The organism is Pseudomonas sp. C 49-2 (assembly GCF_003970195.1).
GTDB classification, from domain to species: Bacteria; Pseudomonadota; Gammaproteobacteria; order Pseudomonadales; family Pseudomonadaceae; genus Aquipseudomonas; species Aquipseudomonas canadensis.
On the sequence record NZ_RXYG01000002.1, the window covers coordinates 222,482 to 247,229 of the forward strand.

The 24,748-nt window shown below is 61.5% G+C and carries 16 protein-coding genes; 4 read left to right on the forward strand and 12 right to left on the reverse strand.

Annotated features, from left to right (window positions below):
- Positions 1-49: 49 nt before the first annotated feature.
- The 4 genes from EJ576_RS04580 to EJ576_RS04595 form a co-directional block, all read right to left on the reverse strand.
- Positions 50-1,450: a PIG-L deacetylase family protein gene (locus tag EJ576_RS04580; RefSeq protein ID WP_126569645.1), complete on the reverse strand. Its 1,401-nt coding sequence runs from the start codon at positions 1,448-1,450 to the stop codon at positions 50-52.
- On the reverse strand, positions 1,447-2,343 hold the full coding sequence (locus EJ576_RS04585; protein ID WP_126569646.1) for an antimicrobial resistance protein Mig-14: 897 nt from the start codon (positions 2,341-2,343) through the stop codon (positions 1,447-1,449). The genes EJ576_RS04580 and EJ576_RS04585 overlap by 4 nt, the downstream gene beginning before the upstream one ends.
- On the reverse strand, positions 2,344-4,101 hold the full coding sequence (locus tag EJ576_RS04590) for a carbamoyltransferase (protein ID WP_028615477.1): 1,758 nt from the start codon (positions 4,099-4,101) through the stop codon (positions 2,344-2,346).
- A 142-nt stretch (positions 4,102-4,243) separates the two neighbouring features.
- Complete coding sequence (locus tag EJ576_RS04595) at positions 4,244-4,582, reverse strand: YceK/YidQ family lipoprotein (protein ID WP_126569647.1); 339 nt, start codon at positions 4,580-4,582, stop codon at positions 4,244-4,246.
- A 204-nt stretch (positions 4,583-4,786) separates the two neighbouring features.
- Here EJ576_RS04595 and EJ576_RS04600 point away from each other — a divergent pair, with 204 nt between their 5' ends.
- Positions 4,787-6,886, forward strand: coding sequence for a TonB-dependent receptor (locus EJ576_RS04600; RefSeq protein ID WP_126569648.1), 2,100 nt, complete (start codon positions 4,787-4,789; stop codon positions 6,884-6,886).
- Positions 6,887-7,004: 118 nt separating this feature from the next.
- Here the strand turns inward: EJ576_RS04600 and EJ576_RS04605 are convergent, their stop codons facing one another.
- The 8 genes from EJ576_RS04605 to glnE all read right to left on the reverse strand — a co-directional run bounded on the left by EJ576_RS04605 (position 7,005) and on the right by glnE (position 17,052).
- Entirely contained in the window at positions 7,005-8,444 is a 1,440-nt protein-coding gene (locus EJ576_RS04605) for a lipopolysaccharide kinase InaA family protein (RefSeq protein WP_122730537.1), read from the reverse strand.
- On the reverse strand, positions 8,444-9,196 hold the full coding sequence (locus EJ576_RS04610) for a lipopolysaccharide kinase InaA family protein (RefSeq protein WP_122730536.1): 753 nt from the start codon (positions 9,194-9,196) through the stop codon (positions 8,444-8,446). The genes EJ576_RS04605 and EJ576_RS04610 overlap by 1 nt, the downstream gene beginning before the upstream one ends.
- Positions 9,193-9,927, reverse strand: coding sequence for a lipopolysaccharide kinase InaA family protein (locus EJ576_RS04615; protein WP_122730535.1), 735 nt, complete (start codon positions 9,925-9,927; stop codon positions 9,193-9,195). Before EJ576_RS04615 ends, EJ576_RS04610 begins: the two co-directional genes overlap by 4 nt.
- A complete protein-coding gene (gene rfaP / locus EJ576_RS04620; RefSeq protein ID WP_122730534.1) occupies positions 9,927-10,733 on the reverse strand; it encodes a lipopolysaccharide core heptose(I) kinase RfaP in 807 nt (268 codons plus the stop codon). The genes EJ576_RS04615 and rfaP overlap by 1 nt, the downstream gene beginning before the upstream one ends.
- Complete coding sequence (locus tag EJ576_RS04625; protein ID WP_126569649.1) at positions 10,730-11,854, reverse strand: glycosyltransferase family 4 protein; 1,125 nt, start codon at positions 11,852-11,854, stop codon at positions 10,730-10,732. The genes rfaP and EJ576_RS04625 overlap by 4 nt, the downstream gene beginning before the upstream one ends.
- Positions 11,854-12,915, reverse strand: coding sequence for a lipopolysaccharide heptosyltransferase I (waaC, locus tag EJ576_RS04630; protein WP_122730532.1), 1,062 nt, complete (start codon positions 12,913-12,915; stop codon positions 11,854-11,856). Before waaC ends, EJ576_RS04625 begins: the two co-directional genes overlap by 1 nt.
- Before the next feature lies 1 nt (position 12,916).
- Positions 12,917-13,951, reverse strand: coding sequence for a lipopolysaccharide heptosyltransferase II (waaF, locus tag EJ576_RS04635; RefSeq protein ID WP_028615468.1), 1,035 nt, complete (start codon positions 13,949-13,951; stop codon positions 12,917-12,919).
- 161 nt (positions 13,952-14,112) lie between these two features.
- On the reverse strand, positions 14,113-17,052 hold the full coding sequence (gene glnE / locus EJ576_RS04640; protein WP_126569650.1) for a bifunctional [glutamate--ammonia ligase]-adenylyl-L-tyrosine phosphorylase/[glutamate--ammonia-ligase] adenylyltransferase: 2,940 nt from the start codon (positions 17,050-17,052) through the stop codon (positions 14,113-14,115).
- A 383-nt stretch (positions 17,053-17,435) separates the two neighbouring features.
- Here glnE and aceE point away from each other — a divergent pair, with 383 nt between their 5' ends.
- From aceE to EJ576_RS04655, 3 genes are all read left to right on the forward strand, one after another.
- Positions 17,436-20,081, forward strand: coding sequence for a pyruvate dehydrogenase (acetyl-transferring), homodimeric type (gene aceE, locus EJ576_RS04645; protein WP_078046549.1), 2,646 nt, complete (start codon positions 17,436-17,438; stop codon positions 20,079-20,081).
- 11 nt (positions 20,082-20,092) lie between these two features.
- A complete protein-coding gene (gene aceF / locus EJ576_RS04650) occupies positions 20,093-21,739 on the forward strand; it encodes a dihydrolipoyllysine-residue acetyltransferase (protein WP_126569651.1) in 1,647 nt (548 codons plus the stop codon).
- 305 nt (positions 21,740-22,044) lie between these two features.
- The gene (locus EJ576_RS04655; protein ID WP_126569652.1) at positions 22,045-24,738 is read left to right on the forward strand and encodes a bifunctional diguanylate cyclase/phosphodiesterase; all 2,694 of its coding nucleotides are present in this window, start codon (positions 22,045-22,047) and stop codon (positions 24,736-24,738) included.
- Positions 24,739-24,748: the final 10 nt, after the last annotated feature.

The window sequence follows — 24,748 nt, forward strand, 5'->3', positions numbered from 1 at the left end:
GAGGCAATCGGGCGGCTACACGCGGGCAGCCCGACGAAAAAATTCAATTTCAGTCCTGCTTCAGCACCCAAAGCAGCTCGTGACGGCGCACGGCCTTGCGGAAAAATTCATTCTCGCCGTAAGGCGATGGACCACGACGCGCAAGCCATTGCTGCAACAAGCGACGCACCCGACGCTTGAACGGTGCTCGGGGCTGCAGGTCATGCATCATGCCCAGCGCCATGGCCTTGTCCTGCTGCTGGCTCAGGCTCAGCACGCGGCAATAGGGCTCAAGTACCTGAGCGGCATCGAACTGCGGCGGCAAAGCAATGCCGGCGCCTGAATCACCCATGGGCCAACGGTCGTTATCATGCAGATGATTGGCGTAGCCAAGCAATGTGATCGGTTGCCACTCAAGTCCCTGCAAGGCTTGCACTACGGCGGTGTGCGCGCAGATATGGTCCGGGTGCGGGTCGAGCACCGGTGTCGGCAACACAATCACCTCGGGGCGCGCCTTGAGCAGCACCGCGCGCAGGTCGGCAATCAGGTTGTTCCAGGTCGGCGCGCCGTCTACATCGCCCGGCAACGCCAAGGCATTGAACTGACGGAACAGCCGCGTATCGTCCAACTGCGCTTCGCGCGATGCCTGGGGCTGATCGGGGGCGTCACGCATGGCCGGCAGTTGCAGACAGAAGTACCCCAGTTGCACGCAGTGCGCCTCGGGCACACCGGCCCAGCGCGGTACGGCAATGCTGTCCCAGGCGCGCAGGCGCCCTTTGATCCGCGCCGCTTCAGCCTTGGCCATGCCCATCTGTTGATAGTGCTCGGCCTCGATTTCACCCGCGGTCAGGGTCACGATCCAGCTTTCATCCGCCTGACCGTACAGGCCGAAGGCAGCTAACTCGGCATCGTCGGCATGGGGCGCGATCACCATCACGCGCTGTCGGGCAGCGTCGGGCTGGCGAAATACCCACAAGACAGGCTGGCCGATCACGCGGCAAAAACGACCGCGCAGGCGCAGTTCACCGCCGGCCAATGCCGCCGCCGAGCCAGTGAGGTTCAGGTAACGCTTGCCGGCCACGCCGCGCTCGAATGCCTGGCGATCGTCCAGAAACTCAACCGCAGGATCAAATAAACGCCCCCACAGGTTGCTCTTGAGCTGTACTTCGACGATCAGCGTTTCATCGCCAGCCAGCTCAAGCGGCCTATCGGCCAGCAACCTGCTGCCTTCCAGACGCAACCCGACCTGTTGGCCACTCGGCGCAAAACGGTACTGGTAGTCATCCTTGGGCGAATAAAACAGGTGGTCAGCAAACCACGCTTCGTGGGCCACCCACAACACGACCGCCAGGATCAGCGGCAGCCACCAGGCCACCAGCACACCGGCCGCGATCAACAGCAGCAGCCCGATCAGCAGCGCAATGCGTTTATTGCGCCGGTGGCGCTTGAGCAGTTGCTGTTTGCGACTCATATGCTGAACACCGGCACCGGGTTGCACCAGCGCTCCTTGTACTCACGGTCGGCACGCCCGAAGGAAAAGCGCAGCGGTTTATCCACGGCACGCGCCTGTTCCCAGGCGCTTTGCGTGTTGAGAAAGCTCAACACGCTACCGGGGCTGAACGCGCGGGTTTCAGGGTCGACCCCGCCGTTGACGTACTCAATGCTGGTCCACTCGGGCGCCTCGACGCGATACACCAATTGCACAGCAATTGGCGCATCGTTGAGAAACAGCACCGAGCCGATCAGGAACTCCTTGAGCAGCGCCAGCACCTCGGCCAGGCGCTCGGCGCCCGTGGCCGCAAAGCCCCAGCGGCGCTGGAACAGATCGCAATAGATCGCCGCCAGTTCCGTGCTCGAAAACTCGCTCACCGCCCGCACCACGCCGCCCGCCTCTTCCAGCAGACGCAGTTCGCGGCGCTGGTTGTAGCGAAACTTCTTCGACAAGTCTTCGGGGGTACGCGCCATGGCTAATTGCTCGGCCTGGGGCTTGAGGGTGCTGATACGACCCTCGTTCAGCGCTGAGAGGTAGCGCCCGCGATGGCGCACCGGCAACTGCGCATCGGCAGCGATCGGCAGGATGATCTCGGCATTGCCCAGGTCAAACAAACCTTTCTTGCCGCTGCGTTTGAGCACGTCCTTGGACAGGGCCAGGTCGCGCCCCCAGGTGGCAATCGCCCCCTTGAGTTCGCCGTCCTGTTCCCAGCCCAGGTAGCGCACAGGAATCTGCGCCAGGCCCGCCAACCGCTCGACAATCTGCGGATGGGTCGCCACGCTGCCGCCAAACCGCTGCCAGGCCTGGGCGTAAACCTCGGCCTCGACTGGCGCCCAGCCTCGCTCACGCCAACCCTGGAAGCGGTTCAGCATTTAGACCACGGCGTCATAAGGGTCCACGCCGTCTTTGACGACCAGGATGTCTTCCATGATCAGGTATTGCAGGTCGGAGCCGAAGAACATGTCCAGCGCGTCTTTCGGCGAGCAGATCATCGCTTCGCCACGACGGTTGAGCGAGGTGTTCAGCGACACACCGTTACCGGTCAGCACTTCCAGCTCTTTCATCATGTCGTAGTAGCGCGGGTTGTACTCGCGCTTGAGCACCTGGGCGCGGGAGGTGCCATCTTCATGGACCACTTCCGGCACTCGGGTCTTCCACTCTTCCGCCACTTCAAAGGTGAAGGTCATGAACGGCGCCGGATGGTCGACCTTGATCATCTGTGGGGCGACAGTGTCGAGCATCGACGGGCAGAAAGGCCTCCAGCGCTCGCGGAACTTGATCTGGTGGTTGATGCGGTCAGCCACGCCGGTGGCGCTCGGACAACCGATGATCGAACGACCGCCCAAGGCGCGCGGGCCAAACTCCATGCGGCCTTGGAACCAGGCCACCGGGTTGCCGTCGACCATGATCTTGGCGATGCGCTGCGGCATGTTGTCGATCTTGCGCCACACGGGCTTGCTTTCGTGCTTGGCGCACGCCGCAATCACCTCTTCGTTGCTGTAGGACGGGCCGAGGTAGACGTGCTCCATCTTCTCGACCGGTACACCACGGGCGTGGGACACGTAGGCCGCTGCACCGACAGCCGTGCCGGCATCGCCGGACGCTGGCTGCACGAACAGCTCCTTCACGTCGTCGCGGGCAATGATCTTCTGGTTCAGCTTGACGTTCAACGCGCAGCCGCCAGCAAAGGCCAGCTTGCCGGTGTCTTTCAGAATGTCGCCCAGGTAGTGGTCGATCATCTGCAGCGCCAGCTTCTCGAACAGCGCTTGCATGCTGGCGGCGTAGTGGATGTACGGCTCGTCGGCGATATCGCCTTCGCGCTTCGGACCCAGCCACTCGATCAGTTTTGGCGAGAAGTAGAACCCCTTGCCCTTTTCTTTGTAGCGGCGCAGGCCGATGACGTTGGCGTATTCGGTATTGATCACCAACTCGCCGTTTTCAAAGGAGGCCAGGCGCGAGAAGTCGTATTTGCTGGCGTCGCCGTACGGCGCCATGCCCATGACCTTGAACTCGCCGTCGAGCATCTCGAAACCGAGGAACTCAGTGATCGCGCCGTACAGGCCGCCGAGGGAGTCCGGGTCAAAGAATTCCTTGATCTTGTGGATCTTGCCGTTTTCGCCGTAGCCGAAGAACGTGGTGGCGTACTCACCTTTACCGTCGATGCCGAGGATCGCGGTTTTCTCCTGGAAGCCGGAGCAGTGGTAGGCGCTGGAAGCGTGGGCCAGGTGGTGTTCAACCGGCTCGATCTTGATTTTCTTTGGATCGAAGCCCAGTTGCTCCAGGCACCAGACGATCTTGTTGCGATAGCGCTTGTAGCGACGGTTGCCCATCAGGATCGCGTCAAGGGCGCGGTCCGGGGCGTACCAGTAACGCTTGGCGTAGTGCCAGCGCGCCTCGCCGAACAGGCTGATCGGGGCGAACGGAATCGCCACCACGTCAACGTCGGAAGGCTTGATGCCGGCTTGTTCCAGGCAGAACTTCGCCGATTCGTAGGGCATGCGGTTCTTTGCATGTTTGTCGCGTACGAAGCGCTCTTCTTCGGCGGCCGCGATCAGCTTGCCGTCGATGTACAAGGCTGCGGAAGGATCATGGCTAAGGGCGCCGGACAGGCCAAGAATCGTCAATGCCACAGGGGTCTAGCCTCTTTTAGTCTGCATGCAGGCGGGTTGCGCCTGAAAAAAGTGTGCCTCCTGCCCGGGCAGGAAACAGCTAAAGGGCGGGATTATAGCTTAAAAGCGAAGGGAAGCTGTTAGCGGCAAGCGTCAAGAGGGATCAGCGGAAGATCTCGATGCTGCCGTCCTGACTCTGGCGGTAAATGGTGTAGGGCAAGAAAAATGTATCCAGGACAGCAGATACGGGCACATCGAGAAAAGGCCATGGAACATCGTTCAAGGAGACCCCACTTCCAGAGTTCGGTGGCGCATGCAGCACGCACAAGTCATAAGCCACTCCGCTGTAAACGCGCGGAACCGACTGGCAATAGGTTTTTTTCGCTTTGAGCGACTGGACTGTAGCACTGTCTTCACGCAGCACCGTGGTCATGGTGCCGCAACCGGCCACCATCAAAGACACACCCAGCAATGCCAATAACCCTGCAACGTTAGACATCATAAATCTCTCCAATCTGTAGAGGGACCAAAAACCTACCACCGCACCCAGCTATTTACAGTCACCCGACAACGTAACGTTGCGTAGGAAACGTCCCATATGTCTGACGTGTCAGAAATTCGGTAAACGAGGGAGGCAGCCGTTAAACTCGCGTTTTTTTGCGCCTACGCTCCTTACCACGCGTCGCGCCACTGATCCGGCCTCTCCATGAACACAATTGCCTCCACTCGCCTTGCCCTATTACTGCTGGGCCTGAGCACTCCTGCGCTGGCCGATGATGCCGCGTTGATCCTCGACCCCAGTGTGGTCACCGGCTCACGCAGCGCCAGCCCGACCTTCGACCTGCCCTACTCGGTCGACGGCATCAGCCGTGAGCAGATCAGCGACGGCCAATTGGGCATCAATGCCTCCGAGGCGCTGGCCCGCGTGCCGGGTCTGGTGGTGCAGAACCGCCAGAACTACGCCCAAGACCTACAGATTTCTTCCCGCGGCTTCGGCGCCCGCTCCGCCTTCGGTGTGCGCGGCATCAAGCTGATCGCCGATGGCATTCCCGCCAGCACGCCGGATGGCCAGGGCCAGGCAGCCACGTTCAACCTCGACACCGCTGAACGCATCGAAGTGCTGCGCGGCCCTGCGGCCACCTTGTATGGCAGCAATGCTGGCGGCGTGATCCAGATGTTCTCCCGCGACGGCGAAGGCCCGCCGCGCATTGGCGCCGAAACCCTGGTGGGCAGCGACGGTTTGAACAAGAACCACCTGACCGCCGAGGGCGCAGCGAATGGCGCAGGCTTCGTGCTCGACGCCTCGCGCATGGACACCAACGGCTACCGCGACCACAGCAGCGCGCGCCGCGACCAGACCTTCGCCAAGTTGAACTTGCAGCCGGATGACGACAGCAAACTCGCATTGATCTACAGCAGCCTGGAACAAAACGGCACGCAGGATCCGTTGGGGCAGACCTGGGCGGCGTACAAGGCCGATCCGCGCTCGGTGAGTGCCAATGCACTCACCTACAACACGCGAAAAAGTATCGATCATCAGCAATTGGGGATGAATTACGAACGTTACATCGGTGATGCGACGTTGCAGGTGAATGCGTATACAGGGCGGCGGAGTGTGATTCAGTACCTGTCGATTCCTGACAAGTTCGCCAGTGGTGTGACCAACCCTGCCAATGCGCGCGGCGGCGTGGTGGCGTTCGACCGCAAGTTCTACGGCGGTTCCGTCCACTGGTTGCAACCTATCACCAGCGTTCCGGGCGACCTGACCCTGATCGCCGGCGTCGACTACGACCGCAGCCAGGACGATCGCCAAGGCTATTCCAACACCGTCAATGGCGTTCACGGCGTAAAAGGCGCTCTTGGCCGTGACGAAATCGACACCGCCACCAGCCTTGACCCATTCGTGCAAGCCAACTGGTTACTCGGTGACTGGACGCTGCAAGCAGGCCTACGCCACAGCACCATGGAAATGAAAGTAAACGACCACTTCCTCAGCGACGGCAACGACAGCGGCAGCAAGACTTACCAGAAGAACACACCGTCAGTCAGCGTCATGTACGCCTTCACACCTGACTTGCATGGCTACGTCAGCGCTGGCAAAGGCTTTGAAACCCCGACGCAAGCTGAATCGGCATATTCCGGCAACTCAAACGGCTTCAACTTCGCGCTCAAGCCTTCGGTCAGCACGCAGTATGAGGTGGGCCTGAAAGCACGCGTCGGCGAGGACACACGCATCAACGCCGCCGTATTCCAGATCACGACCGAAGACGAGTTGGTGGTACAGCAATCCAGCGGCGGCCGTACGACTTATCAAAACGCCGGCCGCACCCTGCGCCGCGGCTTCGAACTGGGCATCGAAAGCCAGCTCAGCGAACACTGGAGCACCCACCTCGCCTACACCCGCCTGCAAGCCACCTACGACAGCGACTTCACCAGCGGTGGCAGCACCGCCGTCGACAAGGGCAACTACCTGCCCGGCGTGCCGCAAACCACGCTGTTCGCCGAACTCAACTGGAAGCCCCGCGACTGGGTCAGCACCGCCATCGAAGGCCTGTACCGCAGCAAGGTGTATGTCGAAGACACCAACAGCCAGCGTGCCGCGCCGGCCTACAGCGTCTTCAACTGGCGCGCACGTTTTGAGCAGAAAGTCGAACACTGGACCTTCCACCAGACCCTGCGCCTGGACAACTTGCTCGACCGCCAATACGTCGGCTCGGTGATCGTCGGCGATGGCAACAACCGTTACTACGAAGCCGCTCCTGGCCGCTCGTGGTACGCCGGTGCTGGTGCCGAGTACCAATTCTAAAACCACCACAAGGCTCATGTGGGAGCTGGCTTGCCTGCGAATGCGTTAGGTCAGCAACAAATGTACTAACTGACACACCCTGTTCGCGGGCAAGCCCGCTCCCACATTTTGACCGCGATCAAACCTGAGCTGGCAAGCGCTGATCGATGAGTTTGTACAACGCACTCTCCGATGGCCAGTTACGCATAAACCGCGCACGATCCTTGGCATACGCTGAGGCAAAGCTGGCGTCGGAGGTGTGTTGGCACATGGCATCAAGGTCGATCAGCGACCAGCGATCCGTGTCCCAAAACAGGTTGTGCCCCTTGAAATCACCATGGCTGATGCGCTCGCGGATCAGTTCAGCGAACAGGTAATCCAGCGCCCGCAGCTCGTTTTCCGGCGCATCGCCGTTTTCAACGTACGGCGCAAAGCGTTCGATGATGTCCTGGCCAGGCAGGTATTCGGTGATCAGGTACGCGCGGCTTCGCAACCAGAAGAAGCGTTTTTCCAGTACCGCCAGCGGCTTGGGCGTGGCAATACCGAGGAACGCCAGGCGGTTGCCTTCACGCCAGGAATGCCAGGCGCGACTCGGACGCCAGAAGCGCTTGAGCCAATGGGCGAAACCCTTGATGTTGTAGCGCTTGATCACCAACTGACGCCCAGCCACTTCGACCTTGGCCACGCTGGCAGCACCACCGGTTTTATACAGATGGCCCTTATCCAGCAGCGAATCGGCCTGCTCCAGCACCGGCAGCATCGCCGCCTCTTCTTCGCGGCGAATGGCGCGCAAGGCAAAAGCGCCACGCACCACGCTGAACAAGGTGCACTCGCGCCCGACTTTGTTCAAAAAGTCCTTGAGGCGCCAGGCGCTGACCTTGCGCACCTGCTTCTCCAGGGCTTCCAACGGCAGGGCGTGCTCGCCATTGCTCAGCAGGTAGTACACCAGCAGTTCTTCGGTGAACGGTTCGAGATTCTTTGGCAACTGGGCGAAAAACACGCCGAGGTTTTCCAGGACGCGGTTGCGCGACAACGGCTTGCCCGCCTCTTCGACGCGGATCCCGGCGCCATCGATCAGGTACAGCTTGCCGTCTTGGCGCAGCAGGTTGTCCAGGTGCAGGTCTTCCTGCCACAGCCCCCGAGTGTGCATCTGCGCAATTGCGCCCAGCGCTTCGGCCAGCACCGCAGTTTGTTCGTCAGCCAATGGCGGCAACCCTTCGACGGCCTGCCAGGCATCGGCCAGGCTTTCGGCGCCCTCGATGAATTCGAACAGCAGCCAACCGCCCTCGCCTTCCTTCAAGCCATCGGCCAGCAACAACGGCGTGGTCAGGCCTTGCTCGGCCAGCAGGCGCACGCCGCTGAGCTCTCGCTGAAAGTGCCGTGCTGCCTTGCTGCCCACCAGTAACTTGGCCAACACCGGACGGCCACGCCACACGGCGGCGCCTACATAGCGTTCGCCCGGCAGCACGCGCAACAGGCTCAACAGTTGCAACTGACCTGGGCCCGCCGCATCGGCCAGCTCAAGTGTCAGGGGCAAGTCCGGGGAACGGCCGGCGGTTTTCAGCTCGGACAAACGCATCAACGGTTTTCCTTGTGGCTGCGGCGGACGGTCAATTTCTGTAGCCAAGTAGCGACCAGCGCGCCGTCCTCCGGCTGATCGAGGTAGGCAGCCAGCAGTTGACGCACCTGCTCGTGAGACCACTGCGGCGCACGACGCAACAGCGGCTCCAGGTCCTTGACCCGATCACGCCAGCCGAACAGCAGCGGGCGGGTTTTCTCCAGGTCGATCAACTGCGCGGCATAACCGTCGCCGGTGGCCTGTAGGAAAATATGCTTGGGATAGAAACAGCCATGCACCTGGCCGACACTGTGCAATTGACGCGCAAGCTGACCGCAGGCCAACAGGATCGCGCAGTGCTGCGCATCGCTCAGTTGCGCCCACTGCTCCAGCAGCGAATCCAGGTCATTCCAGCCGTCCAGGGCGCGGGTCAGCAACATGGCGCGGTGTTCGCCGTTAACTTTACGCTCGCCGTAGAACGCCGCTTGCAAGGCGGGAATACCGAGCTTGCGATAACGGCTGATATTGCGGAATTCGCGGGAAAAACTCGGCTCGCCAAAAGGGCGGTGCAAGCTGCGCGTCAGGTAATTACTCTGGCGCTTGAGGTAGTAACCCTGACCGTCGAGTTCAAGGCGGAACACGCTGCTCCAGCCACCGCGACTGGTATTGGGTTCATCCACCGCGTCCAGTTGTTTGGCCCACAAGGCATCGAACGTCGCCAGGCCGTGCCGCTCCAACAGCGCACGGTCTTCAGCCGCCAGGAAATCACTCATTCGCGTCCCTCGAAAAACTTCACCACGTGGCGAATCCGCTCTTTATCCGATGCACTCAAGTGCCGGCACTGACGGTACTGCATGTAGAAGCGCAGGCGCTGGGTGGCGGACAGGTGATATTTGGCCACCTTGTCCAGGCAGGCCAAGTCTTTGGTGATGCGGTACTTGAGCCAAAACCCACGCCAGAAATCGCCATTGGGGCAATCGATCAGGTACAGGGTGGCCTGGTCATCGATCAGCAGGTTGCGCCACTTCAAATCATTATGGGTAAACCGATGGTCGTGCATCGTGCGCGTGTATTCGGCGAGTTGGCGGCTCACCGCATTGACCCACTTGGGGTCGCTCAGGCGCGCGTCGTTGCGCTCGGCCAGCACCGAGAGGTCTTCGGTCCTCGGCAGCTCGCGGGTGATCATCGCCCCACGGTTGTAGGCCAGGCCTTTGCGTTCCAGACCCCAGGCCACCACATCGGCGGTGGGAATGCCCCACTTGGCGAAGCGCTTGAGGTTCTGCCATTCGGACTTGACCCGCGGCTTGCCCAAGTAACGCCGCAGGCCCTTGCCGGCGCCGGTGTAGCGCTTGACGTAGTAATTGACCCCGCCGCGCTCCACGCGGATCACTTCCGACAGTGGGTCACGGGTCAGCCGCTCGCCTTGCAGGGCGAATACCGCTTCGAGGCTTCCAAAATCATCCGCCAGATTGGCGTAAGCAGGCTCCAGGTTCCAACCCGCCATCAGATTGCATCCCCGAGGCGCTGCTTGCGCGCGTAGAGCTTGTCGGCCTTGCGCTGCATCAGGTTCAACGACGCCGATTGCTCGGCCAGAATCTGGCGCAGCGGCTGGCGGAAGTAACCCTTGAGGAAGCGCAGTTTGTCGCGACGGGTCAGGCCAATCTCCAGCGCCGAGTAGTACAGCGCGGAGAGATCCTTGTCGCGCCAGCGCAACGGCAAGTGCGCGCGCAATTGGGCGCGGTGCAGGTCGATCACCGACAGCTTGATGCTCTTCGCATCGATGGGCTTGGCAGTGTCCAGCAGGAAATGGCACAGGTAGCAGTCGCGGTGGTTCACACCGCCACGGTGCATGTCGCCGACCATGCGCGCCAGTTCATGGGTGAGCGCATGACGCAACGCAGGCGCCGGAGGCTCGGCCACCCAGTTGATGGTCAGGTCTTCCAGGCTAAGGGTCGGCGCCAGCTCTTCGGTGATGATGAACGAGTGCTGGTCCGCCGGATTGCTGCCTTTTTCGCCGAAGGCCACGCCAGTCATGGTCGGAACGCCCAGTTCCTGCAAGCGGTGGATGGCATCCCACTCCAAGCCAGCGCCTAGCACCGGCAACTTGGCGGTGATCAGGTTCTTGAAGATTTCCGCCCAGCCAATGCCGCGATGAATTTTCACAAAATACGGACGGCCATCCACCACGGTACGCAGGGTGCGACGCGCCGCCAGCTCACGGAATACTTCGCCTTGCAGTTTCTCGACTTCGGCAAAGGCATCAAGCCCGGCCCATAACGTCTGGAACGGTTCGGCAAGAATCAACTTCATCGTTTTGGCTCCGCCAGGATCACATCCGCAGCGTGCTGCGGCATGCTGTAAAGGTCGGCCGTTTCAGCGAAGGCCAAACCATTGCGGCTCCAGGCCGCGCGCCGTGCAGTGTCAGTGAGCATATTCGTCAGGTACTGATTGAGCTGCGCTTGTTCGAACGGCTCATCCAACACCAGGCCGCTGTCGGCTTCGCCAATGTAGTGGGCATAACCACACACGGCCGAGACCAGCACCGGCAGCCCGGCCACCAGGGCTTCAAGCAATACGGTGCCGGTGTTTTCGTTGTACGCCGGGTGGATCAACAGGTCGGCGCCCAGCAGGAAGCGCGGGATATCACTGCGGCCCTTGAGGAACTGCACGTTGTCCCCCAGGCCCATCGTGGCGCTTTGCAGTTGGAATACTTTGGGGTCGTCCTGGCCGATTACAAACAGGCGCGTGCGTTTTTTCAGCTCAGACGGCAACGCGGCCACAGCCTTGAGGCTGCGGTCGACACCCTTGGTCTTGAAGCCCGAGCCGATCTGAACCAGCAGTAAATCGTCGTCGCCCAGGTTGAATTCCTTACGGAAACCCTCGCGAATTTCTGCGGCATTCGGCGGCGCGCGGCGGTCCTGGGCAATCCCCGGCGGCAGCAGATGGAAGCGCTCCAGCGGCGTGTCGTAGTGTTTGATGAACAGCGGCTGCTGCACTTCGGAGATCATCAAGACCTCGGTCTTGGCGTCCTTGGCGAACACCGCGCGCTCGTACTCGGCAAAGTGCTTGTAGCGGCCAAAATAGCGGTACAGCGAGTGGCGCAGGTTTTGCGCCTTGTCTTCAAAGCAGCCGTCGGCGGCGTAATACACATCCAGGCCAGGCATTTTATTGAAGCCGATCAGACGGTCCACCGGGCGCTTGGCTAGGTCGGCGGCCATCCAGGCGCTGAGTTTCTCATTGCGCCGATGGTTGAAGAACGCCTTGACCGGCGCCACCAGCACTTCGAAACCGGGCGGGATATCGCCTTCCCAGATCAGCGTGTAGACACGAATCTGGTGGCCGCGCTGCTGGCACTCCAGGGCGATGCGCATGAAGTCGCGCTGCAGGCCACCGAAGGGGAAATATTTGTACAAAACAAAAGCCAGTTGCATCAGTGCAGCTCCTCAGCCAATAACAACGTGCTCAGTCGGCTTGCCACACGCTCAGGGTTCAGGCGCGTGAAGCACAGGGGCGACTCGCGCTTGAGGTCGAACCGACGCAGGTCGTCGGCCGTCGGTTGATAGGTACAGTGTTTTTGCAGGCACGGCGCGCAAGGGAAGTCGCTGGCCAGGTGAATCTGGCCCTTGCCGTAGGCGCCGGTGAGGCCGGGGTTGGTCGGGCCGAACAGGGAAATGGTCGGCACATCCAGCGCGGCGGCCAAGTGACCGAGACCGGTGTCCACCGCCACACAGGCACGGGCGCCGGCCAGTACACGGGCGACACCGGCCAGGTTCAATTTGGGCAGTACTTCGGCGTTTTGCAGGCCCTGGGCCAGGCGTTCGGCGCGGGCCTTTTCGGCGGCGTTGCCCCAAGGCAATTTCACATCCACGCCCAGACGCCCCATGCGCTCGGCCAGCTCGCGCCAGTAGGCTTCGGGCCAGTGCTTGGTGTCCCAGGTGGTGCCGTGCAGCAGCAGTACAAACGGCTTTTTCGGCGGCAAGCCCAGGAGCTTTTCAGTGCTCAGGCCGTAGTCGCCCAAGCCCTTGGGCAAGTCATAACCGAGGGCCACGGCGAACAGCTGACGCAAACGCTCCACCGCGTGCTGCCCACGCGCCACGGCGAGGCGGCGGGAATAGAAACGTGCAGCCATCGGCTCACGGGCGGAATTTTTGTCGAAACCCGCGATGGGCGCACGCACGTAGCGGGTCAGCCAAGCGCTTTTCAGCAGTCCCTGGGCGTCGATCACCAGGTCATATTTGGTCGACTGGACTTGCTGCTTGAAGCGCCGCCATTCGCCACTCTTGATGGTCTGCCAGATGTTCTTGCGCCAGCGGCGGATCGCCACCGGGATCACCTTGTCGACCGCCGGGTGCCAGGTGGGAATCTCGGCGAAGCCTTCCTCCACCACCCAGTCGAATCGGATGCCGGGGATCGCCCGCGCCGCGTCGGTCAGGGCCGGCAAGGCATGAATCACATCGCCCAGGGATGAGGTCTTGATTACCAGTACGCGCAAACTATCGGACCTCGACCGCAGAGCCCTGCAACCGCTGCAAGGCTTCATTCACCGGCTGCGGCAGCAACTGGCGCATGCAGTTGTAGTGACCAAAACGGCAGGTGCGATCAAAACACGGGCTGCACTCCAGGCCCAGGCGCACCACTTCGACCTTGTCGGCCAACGGCGGCGTGAAGCCCGGTGATGTGGAGCCGTACACCGCCACCAACGGGCGGTTCAGCGCGGCGGCGACGTGCATCAGGCCGGAGTCGTTGGACACCACCGAATCGGCGCAGGACAGCAGGTCGATGGCTTCGGCAAGCGACGTGTCACCACTGAGGTTGACCGCCTCTTCACGCAGGCCGGGAATCAGGCGCTGGCGAATGTCCTCGCCTACCGGATGGTCCTTCTTCGACCCGAACAGCCACACCTGCCAGCCTTCACGGATCTTGGCCTCGGCAACCTTGGCGTAGTGCTCCGACGGCCAGCGCTTGGACTCGCCAAACTCGGCCCCCGGGCACAGTGCCAGGACCGGACGGTCGAGCTCTAGGCCGAACTTGGCCAGGGCGGCGTCACGGCTCACCGGGTCAATCTGCAAACTCGGACGCGGATACGGCGTGGGCAACTCGGCGCCCGGCTCGTAGGCCAGGGCCATGAAACGCTCGATCATCAACGGGTAGCGCGCTTTGTCCAGGGTACGCACGTCATTGAGCAGCACGTAACGGAACTCGCCACGCCAGCCGGTGCGTTTGGGGATGCCAGCAAAATAGGGCACCAACGCCGACTTGAGCGAATTGGGCAGCAGGATCGCCTGGTCGTATTCACCCGCCAGGGATTTACCGATACGACGGCGGGTCGCCAGCTCCAGAGCGCCATGGCCGAGCGGAAAGCTCAGGGCCTTGCGCACTTCGGGCATGCGTTCGAGGATCGGCCGGCTCCACTCAGGGGCAAGTACGTCGATCTGGCAGTCCGGGTAGCGCATACGCAGGCACTGGAACAGTGTCTGCGCCATCACCATGTCACCGACCCAACTGGGCCCAACGATCAGAATATTCATGTAGTTTCCACAAACGATGCGGGGAGGCTTATGCCTCCCCGCATCGAAATTTTCTGTAGGAGACGAACAATTGCAGGAGCTGGCTTGCCAGCGATAACGTCCGAAAGATCTCCATGGATTCCAAGGGCCTCATCGCCGGCAAGCCGGCTCCTACAGTTGACTCAACTTAACCCCAGTTCTTTCCAGATTCGCATCACCTGGCGCCGTTCGTCGGCGAACTGATCCCCGGCCACCGTGCCCGCCTCGTTTTGCAAGGCCTGGCGGTGCGCGGCGGAACGGTAGGCCTTATACACCTCGCGCAGCAGGTGGGCATCGGCCGCGGGCATCAAGCCCACCTGCTCCAGGCCTTCCAGAATGCGGATATTGTCGGTGTAGCGCAGCAACGATGGATGTTGCGCAGACCACGCCAAAGCCGCGTATTGCACCATAAATTCAATATCGACGATACCTCCGGCGTCCTGCTTGAGGTCGAACGCCGCCGTGGCCTCGAAGGCATTGGCGCCGGTGCCGGCCGCCGTGGTCTTGGTGCCCAGGTTGTCGCGCATCTTGGCACGCATCTCGCTGACCTCCTGGCGCAGCTTCGCCAGGTCGCGCTCCTGCCCCAACACTTTAGCCCGTACCTGCTCGAATGCCTGGCCCACATCCTGGCTGCCCACCAGCACCCGCGCGCGGATCAGCGCCTGATGCTCCCAGGTCCAGGCTTCATTTTGTTGATAGCGGTCAAACGCCCCCAGCGAACTCACCAGCAAACCAGACGCGCCGGAAGGCCGCAGGCGCATGTCGACTTCGTACAACTGGCCGGAGTTGGTCTGCGTGGTCAGCAAGTGAATGATGCGCTGGCCCAGGCGCGTAAAGAACTGCGCCCCGTCGATCGGCTTGGCGCCATCGGTTTCCGCTTGTGGATCGCCATCGTGGATAAACACCAGGTCCAGGTCCGAACCATGCCCCAGTTCGATCCCGCCGACTTTCCCATAACCGACAATGATGAACCCAGGATCGCACAGGGTGCCGTCCACGCGTTGCGGCGAGCCATGGCGCGCCACGGTCTGGCGCCAGGCCAAGGCCAATACTTGTTCGAGGATGGCCTCGGCAAGCCAGGTGAGGTAGTCGCTGACTTTCATCAGCGGCAGGCTGCCGGCGATTTCCGAAGCGGCCACGCGCAGGCGGTGGGCCAGCTTGAAGTGGCGCAGGGCTTCCATCTGTTGCTCCAGGTCGTCCTCCGGGATGCGCGTCAGGCGCTCGCGCAGCTCGGCAGCCAGCTCCGGCGCCAACGGTGGCTTGAACAGGCGGCCTTCGTTGAGCAATTCATCGAGCAACAGCGGGAAGCGTGTGATCTGCTCGGCGATCCACGGGCTGGCGGCGCACAGGGTTAACAGCCGACGCAGGGCGTCGGGGTTTTCCGTGAGCAGCACCAGATAAGCGGAACGCCGGGCGACGGCTTCCACCAGCGGCAGCACGCGCTCCAGCACTAGGTCCGGGTTGGCATGTTCAACAGCTTGGGCGAGTAGGCGCGGAATAAAGGCATCCAGCCGTTCGCGCCCCAGGCGCTGCATGGCGCGCAGTTGCGGGCTGCCGCGCAGGCCGGCCAGGGCCTTGAGGGCCTTGGGCGCATCGGTGAAACCGCCTTCGGCCAGTTGGCGGCAGGCTGCGTCTTCGTCTTGGGACTCTTCCCACAGCGGCAACCACTCACCGCCCACGACCAATTCGCTTTCTTCGCCCTCTTCTTCGTCCGGATCGGCAATCACTTGGCGGAAGTGCCAGTCCACCCGACCGCGCCAGTACATCAGGCGTTCGTGGAAGGCGGCCCAGTCGGCAAAGCCCAACATAAAGGCTATGCGCGCCTGGTCTTCCGGGCTGTCTGGAAGCATTTGCGTCTGCCGGTCGGCAATCGCCTGGATCGCGTGTTCGGTGTAACGCAGGAATTCGTAGCCATTGCGCAATTCGGCGATCACCGTCGGCGGCAAGTAGCCCTGGCCTTCCAGCGTACCGAGTACCTTGAGCAACGGGCGCTGTTGCAGGCTCAGGTCACGTCCGCCGTGGATCAGTTGGAAGGCCTGGGCGATGAATTCCACTTCGCGGATCCCGCCCGAACCCAGCTTGATATTGTCGGCCATGCCCTTGCGCCGCACTTCCTGCTGGATCAGCTGCTTCATGGTGCGCAGCGCCTCGATGGCGGAAAAATCCAAGTAGCGGCGGTAGACGAACGGTCGGAGCATGTCGAGCAGTTGCGCACCGGCCACTTGGTCGCCGGCAACAACCCGCGCCTTGATCATGGCGTAGCGTTCCCAGTCGCGGCCCTGGTCCTGATAGTACTGCTCCAGCGCATTGAAGCTGAGCACCAGCGCGCCGGCCGAACCGTAGGGGCGCAGGCGCATGTCGACACGGAACACAAAGCCATCGACGGTCATTGGATCGAGGGCCTTGATCAGTTTTTGACCAAGGCGAATAAAGAACTCCTGGTTGTCCAGAGAGCGTTTGACGCCAACGGTCTCGCCGCCCTCGGGGTAGGCGAAGATCAGATCGATATCCGACGACAGGTTCAACTCCACTGCGCCGAGCTTGCCCATGCCGAGGATGACCATGTGCTGCGGCTCGCCGCTGCGCCGGCTAGTGGGCGTGCCGAATTGCACGCAGTGGCGCTGGTACAGCCATTGGTAGGCTTGGTCGATGCTGGCGTCAGCCATGTCGGAGAGGTCGCGGCAGGTTTGCACCAGGTCGGCCTGGCGGGTCAGGTCGCGCCAGATGATGCGCACCTGCTGGCGCGTACGCTGGCGACGCAGCACACGGCCCAGCTCATCTTCTGTTTCGGCTTGTTGCACGGCGCCAGCAATCTGCCCGCACAGCTCACCAGGGGCAAAACCACGGTCCAGCTCGCCCCAGGCCACGAGTTCGAGCAACATCAAAGGGTCACGAACACTCTGTTCAATGACGAAATCACTCGCCGCGCACACGCGGGCGAAGTCGGCCCACCGTTGCGACGTCCACGCGGAAAGTCCATGATCGTCGTCCAGCGCGGCCACTGCGTCACGAAATGACTGCTCGGCCCGCTGGGCTTTTGGCAAGAGAATGGCCGGGAGTTCGGCGAGTGTTGGAAGGCTCATGGTCTATCCTTGATCGGCGCGTAAATGGCCTGTTGCTGTGAACGCAAGAACCACGCTCTATGAAGGACTGTCGAACAAAGGTTAGAAATAGCTGAAATTAATTTCATTTTGGCAGCCAACATCAAACATTCACCTTTTCTTGTTCGCAAAAGATCAACAATAACGATTATGCTCACCAGCCAGACCGAGCCATACGCTCAGTCTTGTGTAGTTTTACTACTCGTATATACATTCGAAAGGCTGAAATGGCCGACGATTTGTAGTAAAACTACAGGACGCCGAAGCAACCTTCGGCCATCCAAGAATTTATGTCGTCTGCCCACAAGGCCAGTCGCAAACTTCAGGCAACCGATTCTGGTAGCCTTTCCGCCCTGGAGCAAGCCATGCAAGACCTCGATCCCGTCGAAACCCAGGAATGGCTGGACGCCCTGGAATCGGTTCTCGACAAAGAAGGCGAAGACCGTGCTCACTACCTGATGACCCGTATGGGCGAACTCGCGACCCGCAGCGGCTCGCAACTGCCTTACGCCATCACTACGCCATACCGCAACACCATCCCCGTTACCCACGAAGCACGCATGCCTGGCGACCTGTTCATGGAACGCCGCATTCGCTCGCTGGTACGTTGGAACGCCATGGCGATGGTAATGCGCACGAACTTGAAAGATTCGGACCTGGGCGGTCACATCTCCAGCTTCGCTTCCAGCGCAACCCTGTATGACATCGGCTTCAACTACTTCTTCCAGGCCCCGACCGACGAACACGGCGGCGACCTGATCTACTTCCAGGGCCACACTTCTCCAGGCGTTTACGCCCGTGCGTTCATGGAAGGCCGCATCACCGAAGAACACATGAACAACTTCCGCCAGGAAGTGGACGGTAACGGCCTGTCGTCGTACCCGCACCCTTGGCTGATGCCTGACTTCTGGCAGTTCCCGACCGTTTCCATGGGGCTGGGCCCAATCCAGGCGATCTACCAGGCACGCTTCATGAAGTACCTGGAAGCCCGTGGCTTCATCCCTGAAGGCAAGCAGAAAGTCTGGTGCTTCCTGGGCGACGGCGAGTGTGACGAGCCAGAATCCCTGGGCGCCATCTCCCTGGCCGGCCGCGAGAAGCTGGACAACCTGATCTTCGTCATCAACTGCAACCTGCAGCGCCTCGACGGCCCGGTTCGCGGCAACGGCAAGATCATCCAGGAACTCGAGGGCGTGTTCCGCGGTGCTCAGTGGAACGTGACCAAAGTCATCTGGGGCCGCTTCTGGGACCCACTGCTGGCCAAAGACGTCGACGGCATCCTGCAACGTCGCATGGACGAAGTCATCGACGGCGAGTACCAGAACTACAAAGCCAAAGACGGCGCGTTCGTACGTGAACACTTCTTCAACACGCCTGAACTCAAGGCAATGGTTGCAGACCTGTCCGACGACGAGATCTGGAAACTCAACCGTGGCGGCCACGACCCGTACAAGGTCTACGCGGCGTACCACGAAGCGGTCAACCACAAAGAACAACCGACCGTCATCCTGGCCAAGACCATCAAGGGTTATGGCACCGGTGCTGGCGAAGCGAAGAACACTGCGCACAACACCAAGAAAGTCGATGTCGACAGCCTGAAGTTGTTCCGCGACCGCTTCGACATCCCAGTCAAGGACGAAGAGCTGGAGAACCTGCCGTTCTTCAAGCCGGAGCCGAACAGCGCCGAAGCCCGTTACCTGGCCGAGCGCCGCGCCGCACTGGGTGGTTTCGTGCCGCAGCGTCGCGCCAACAGCTTCAGCGTACCGACGCCAGACCTGAGCACCCTCAAGGCTATCCTCGACGGCTCGGGCGACCGCGAAATTTCCACCACCATGGCTTTCGTGCGCATCCTGGCGCAGCTGGTCAAGGACAAGGACATCGGCCCGCGCATCGTCCCGATCATCCCGGACGAAGCCCGTACCTTCGGTATGGAAGGCATGTTCCGTCAGTTGGGCATCTACTCCTCCGTCGGCCAGCTCTACGAGCCAGTCGATAAAGACCAGGTGATGTTCTACAAGGAAGACAAGAAGGGCCAGATCCTCGAAGAAGGCATCAACGAAGCGGGCGCCATGAGCTCCTTCATCGCTGCCGGTACTTCGTACTCCAGCCACAACCAGCCGATGCTGCCGTTCTACATCTTCTACTCGATGTTCGGCTTCCAGCGCATTGGCGACCTGGCGTGGGCAGCAGGCGACAGCCGTACCCGTGGCTTCCTGATCGGCGGCACCGCCGGCCGCACCACGCTAAACGGCGAAGGCCTGCAACACGAAGACGGTCACAGCCACATCCTGGCTGCCACCATCCCGAACTGCCGCACCTTTGATCCAACCTACGGCTACGAGCTGGCGGTGATCATCCAGGACGGCATGAAGAAGATGACCGAAGAGCAGCAGGACGTTTTCTACTACATCACCGTGATGAACGAGTCCTACCAGCAGCCAGCCATGCCGGCCGGCGTCGAGGAAGGCATCATCAAGGGCATGTACCTGCTCGAAGAAGACACCAAGGAAGCGGCGCACCACGTACAGCTGATGGGCTCCGGCACCATCCTGCGCGAAGTGCGTGAAGCGGCGAAGATCCTGCGTGACGAGTTCAATGTTGGTGCTGACGTGTGGAGCGTGACCAGCTTCAACGAACTGCGTCGCGATGGCCTGGCCGTAGAGCGTCACAACCGTCTGCACCCTGGCCAGAAGCCACAGCGCACCTTCGTCGAAGAATGCCTGACTGGCCGTAAAGGCCCGGTGATCGCATCGACCGACTACATGAAACTGTTTGCTGAACAAATTCGCCAGTGGGTCCCGTCCAAGGAATTCAAAGTCCTGGGCACCGACGGTTTCGGTCGCAGTGACAGCCGCAAGAAGCTGCGTCACTTCTTCGAAGTTGACCGTCACTTCGTGGTGTTGGCAGCCCTGGAAGCCTTGGCTGACCGTGGTGAGATCGAACCTAAGGTGGTGGCAGACGCTATCGTCAAGTTCGGGATCAACCCGGAAAAACGCAACCCACTGGACTGCTGAGGAGATTTTTTGTGAGCGAACTCATTCGCGTACCTGACATCGGCAGCGGTGAAGGTGAAGTAATCGAGCTGTTTGTGAAGGTCGGCGACACCGTCGAAGCCGACCAGAGCATCCTGACCCTGGAATCGGACAAGGCGAGCATGGAAATCCCTGCTCCCAAGGCCGGCGTGGTCAAGAGCCTGAAAGTGAAGCTGGGCGACCGCCTGAAAGAAGGCGACGAACTGCTGGAACTGGAAATCGAAGGTGCCGCTGATGCGGCCCCTGCGGCTGCTCCTGCTGCCGCTGCTGCACCTGCCCCTGCTGCTGAAAAGCCTGCTGCTGCCGAGGCCGCTCCGGCCCAGGCTGCCGCACCTGCCGCCGCCAGCGTCCAGGACATTCATGTCCCGGACATCGGTTCGTCGGGCAAGGCCAAGATCATCGAGCTGCTGGTCAAAGTCGGCGACACCGTCGAAGCCGACCAGTCGCTGATCACCCTGGAGTCCGACAAGGCCTCCATGGAAATCCCTTCGCCGGCTGCCGGCGTGGTGGAAAGCATCGCGGTCAAGCTGGAAGACGAAGTCGGCACTGGCGACTTCATCCTCAAGCTGAAAGTACAAGGCGCTGCACCTGCTGCCGCGCCAGCCCCGGCCGCCGCTCCAGCCGCCAAGGCTGAAGCTGCACCGGCTGCCGCTGCGCCTGCGCCTGCTGCAAAAGCCGAGGCCGCTGCGGCCCCTGCTGCTGCTGCTCCAGCGCCAAGCGGCGCCAAGGTGCACGCCGGCCCCGCCGTGCGTCAACTGGCCCGTGAGTTCGGCGTTGAGCTGAACGCTGTGTCGGCCACCGGCCCTCACGGTCGCGTGCTGAAGGAAGACGTGCAGGTCTACGTCAAGGCCATGATGCAGAAAGCCAAGGAAGCTCCGGCTGCCGGCGGCGCTACCGGTGGTTCGGGCATTCCGCCGATCCGTACCGTGGACTTCAGCCGCTTCGGTGAAATCGAAGAAGTGCCGATGACCCGCCTGATGCAAATCGGCGCGGCCGGTCTGCACGCCAGTTGGCTGAACATCCCGCACGTGACTCAGTTCGACCAGGCCGACATCACCGACCTGGAAGCTTTCCGCGTTGCGCAGAAAGCCGTGGCCGAAAAGGCCGGCGTGAAACTGACCGTGCTGCCGCTGCTGCTCAAGGCCTGCGCGCACCTGCTCAAGGAGCTGCCGGACTTCAACGCCTCGCTGGCGCCAAGCGGCAAGGCGATCATCCGCAAGAAGTACGTGCATATCGGTTTTGCGGTCGACACCCCGGACGGCCTGCTGGTACCGGTCATCAAGAACGTCGACCAGAAGAGCCTGCTGCAACTCGCTGCGGAAGCCGCTGCACTGGCTGCCAAGGCCCGCGACAAGAAGCTCACCCCGGACGACATGCAGGGCGCGTGCTTCACCATCTCCAGCCTCGGTCACATTGGCGGCACTGGCTTCACGCCAATCGTCAACGCGCCGGAAGTGGCGATCCTGGGCGTGTCCAAGGCAACCATCCAGCCTGTGTGGGACGGTAAAGCGTTCCAGCCGAAGCTGATGCTGCCACTGTCGCTGTCCTACGATCACCGTGTGATCAACGGCGCTGCTGCTGCTCGCTTCACCCAGCGTCTGAGCCAACTGCTGAACGACATCCGTACCATCCTGCTATAAGCAGGAACAGGCCTCCCGTTCACCCGGGAGGCCTGGTTGCACCGATTTTCGAGCGCCACGCTCGTACCTCAACCCCGCCACTTGGCGGGGCTTTTTTTGCCGGTTTGCTGGACAATAAAAACAGGCTTGTACACCTTCCATCACCCCGATTGCAGAAATCCCTTTCACGGCCGATAACCCCCTTATAGCACTTAGCCTTCATCCTCTCTTGTCAGCCCGCGCCGCATGATGCAACCTTGCCGCAGGCAACAGAAAAGAGGGCGTGAGCCCGGCGCCGTGCGCGTAATTTCAAGTGAGTTTCCCCCATGAAAAGCCAGCCCGATGTCGCCCGTATGGCGGCCGAGGTAGTGACGCAGTTACCGGTGCCTTCGCGCCTCGGTATGCTGCGTTTCGAGCGGCTGAATGAGGCAAGCTGGGCCCTCCTTTACCTCGACCCCAATTGCGAACGCCAATTCGGCCTGACGGCGGTCGAGCTGTGTGCCTTGATCGGCACGCCCTACGCCAGCCTGATGGAGCCCCAGGCGCGCTATCAACTGCACGACACCATCCAGCAGCAACTGACCCAGAGCCCGCATTACCTGGTGCGCTACACATTGCACACCAGCGACGGGCCGCTGAGCCTGCTGGAGATGGGCGAAGCCTACAAACAACACAATCGCCACCTGCTGCGCGGTTACTTGATGGTGGTCGACGGCCTGTTCAGCGAAATTCCCACCGCTGCCCCGACGGCAGACCTGGAGAACCAGAACAGCCGCCTGCAGATCGCCCTGGAGCTCAACCAGCGTGCCCAACTTGAACAATTGCAGCATTTGGAGCGGGTGCGCGCCCAGCAGGAACTGATCCTGTTGCTGGCCCGCCAGCGCTACACCACCCACAATTCGCTGCAAGAAGCCGCCGAACTGATCACCCGCAGTGCCTGTGATATCTACCAGATTGACTGCGCCAGCATCTGGAACCTCGAAGGCCAGCGCCTGGTGCCGATCTCCGCCTACCACCGCGCCGACGAGCAACACCACCTGCCCGAATCCATTGATGCAAGCTGCTTCCCGGACTACCTGGAAGCCTTGCACAGCAGCCGGGCGATCGACGCCACCAACGCGCTGCGCGACCCTCGCACCCGGGAAATGGCCGACAGCCTGCGCGATAAAGACATCCACGCCATGCTCGACGCGAGCATTCGCGTCGACGGCCATGTGGTGGGCGTGCTGTGCCTGGAGCAAAGCGGCAGCACCCGCGCCTGGCAGGCCGATGAAATTGCCTTTGCCGGCGAGCTGGCCGATCAGTTCGCGCAGGTCATCAACAACCACAACCGCCGTACGGCGACCAGCGCTCTGCACCTGTTCCAGCGCGCCGTGGAGCAAAGCGCCAATGCCTTTCTGCTGGTCAATTGCGACGGCGTGGTCGAGTACGTCAACCCGAGCTTTACCGCGATCACTCAGTACAGCGCCGAAGAGGTCCACGGCCACCGCCTGGCCCAGTTGCCGGCGCTGGAAAACCTCAGTGAATTGCTGTTCGACGCACCGTCAGCCCTGGCCAAGAGCAACAGCTGGCAGGGTGAATTCAAGAGCCGCCGCAAAAATCTCGAACCCTACTGGGGCCAGCTGTCGATTTCCAAGGTGTATGGCGACAACCGCGAGTTGACCCACTACATCGGCATCTACGAAGACATCACCCAGACCAAGCTGGCCCAGCAGCGCATCGAGCGCCTGGCCTACACCGACAACCTGACCAACCTGGGCAACCGCCCGGCGTTCATCCGCAACCTCGACGAACGCTTTGCCCGCGACAGCGACAGCCCGATCAGCCTATTGCTGGTGGACATCGACAACTTCAAGCGCATCAACGACAGCCTCGGCCACCAGACCGGCGACAAGCTGCTGATTAGCCTCGCACGGCGTTTGCGTAACAGCCTGAGTGCCGGCGGCAGCCTGGCACGTTTTGCGAGTAACGAGTTCGCGGTGCTGCTCGACGACACCGACCTGGAGAGCGGCCAGCAGGTTGCCAGCCAGTTGCTGGCAACCCTCGACAAACCGATGTTCGTTGACAACCAGTTGATCAGCGTCACCGGGTCCGTGGGCCTGGCGTGCGCGCCACTGCACGGTCGCGATCCGCAAACACTGATGCGCAACGCCGGCCTGGCCTTGCACAAGGCCAAGGCCAACGGTAAGCATCAGGTCCAAGTGTTTACCGAAGCGCTGAACGCCGAGGCCAGCTACAAGCTGTTCGTCGAGAACAACCTACGCCGCGCCCTCACCCAGAACGAGCTGGACGTGTTCTACCAGCCCAAGCTGTGCCTGCGCAGCGGCCGCCTGCTGGGCATGGAAGCGTTGCTGCGCTGGAACCACCCGGAAAAGGGCATGATCCGCCCGGATCAATTCATCAGCGTGGCGGAAGAGACCGGCCTGATCATCCCGATCGGCAAATGGATCGCCCGCCAGGCTTGCCGCATGAGCAAGCAACTGAGCGCCGGCGGCATGGGCAACTTGCAAGTGGCAATCAACCTGTCGCCCAAGCAGTTCTCCGACCCGGACCTGGTGGCCTCGATTGCCGCGATCCTCAAGGAAGAACAGTTGCCGGCCAACCTGCTGGAGCTGGAACTGACCGAAGGCCTGCTGCTGGAAGCCACCGAAGACACGCGCCTGCAGCTTGATCAACTGAAAAGCTTTGGCCTGACCCTGGCCATGGACGACTTCGGCACCGGCTACTCGTCGCTGAGTTACCTGAAAAAATTCCCCATCGACATCATCAAAATCGATCGCAGCTTTATCCACGAAATCCCGGACAACCAGGACGACATGGAAATCACCTCCGCGGTGATCGCCATGGCCCACAACCTCAAGCTCAAGGTGGTCGCCGAAGGCATCGAGACCGCCGAGCAACTGGCGTTCCTGCGTCGCCACCGTTGTGATGTGGGCCAGGGTTACCTGTTTGACCGGCCAATCCCCGGTGCAGAGCTGCTGGCGATGCTCAAACGCTACCCGCGCGGGCCAATCGCCTGACAGCGCCGTA

What these genes read in the sequence shown, in the direction of transcription:
- EJ576_RS04580 (WP_126569645.1), bottom strand. Translation starts at nt 1,450, where the DNA reads ATGAGTCGCAAACAGCAACTGCTCAAGCGCCACCGGCGCAATAAACGC.
- EJ576_RS04585 (WP_126569646.1), bottom strand. Translation starts at nt 2,343, where the DNA reads ATGCTGAACCGCTTCCAGGGTTGGCGTGAGCGAGGCTGGGCGCCAGTC.
- EJ576_RS04595 (WP_126569647.1), bottom strand. Translation starts at nt 4,582, where the DNA reads ATGATGTCTAACGTTGCAGGGTTATTGGCATTGCTGGGTGTGTCTTTG.
- EJ576_RS04600 (WP_126569648.1), top strand. Translation starts at nt 4,787, where the DNA reads ATGAACACAATTGCCTCCACTCGCCTTGCCCTATTACTGCTGGGCCTG.
- EJ576_RS04605 (WP_122730537.1), bottom strand. Translation starts at nt 8,444, where the DNA reads ATGCGTTTGTCCGAGCTGAAAACCGCCGGCCGTTCCCCGGACTTGCCC.
- EJ576_RS04610 (WP_122730536.1), bottom strand. Translation starts at nt 9,196, where the DNA reads ATGAGTGATTTCCTGGCGGCTGAAGACCGTGCGCTGTTGGAGCGGCAC.
- EJ576_RS04615 (WP_122730535.1), bottom strand. Translation starts at nt 9,927, where the DNA reads ATGGCGGGTTGGAACCTGGAGCCTGCTTACGCCAATCTGGCGGATGAT.
- rfaP (WP_122730534.1), bottom strand. Translation starts at nt 10,733, where the DNA reads ATGAAGTTGATTCTTGCCGAACCGTTCCAGACGTTATGGGCCGGGCTT.
- EJ576_RS04625 (WP_126569649.1), bottom strand. Translation starts at nt 11,854, where the DNA reads ATGCAACTGGCTTTTGTTTTGTACAAATATTTCCCCTTCGGTGGCCTG.
- waaF (WP_028615468.1), bottom strand. Translation starts at nt 13,951, where the DNA reads ATGAATATTCTGATCGTTGGGCCCAGTTGGGTCGGTGACATGGTGATG.
- glnE (WP_126569650.1), bottom strand. Translation starts at nt 17,052, where the DNA reads ATGAGCCTTCCAACACTCGCCGAACTCCCGGCCATTCTCTTGCCAAAA.
- aceE (WP_078046549.1), top strand. Translation starts at nt 17,436, where the DNA reads ATGCAAGACCTCGATCCCGTCGAAACCCAGGAATGGCTGGACGCCCTG.
- EJ576_RS04655 (WP_126569652.1), top strand. Translation starts at nt 22,045, where the DNA reads ATGAAAAGCCAGCCCGATGTCGCCCGTATGGCGGCCGAGGTAGTGACG.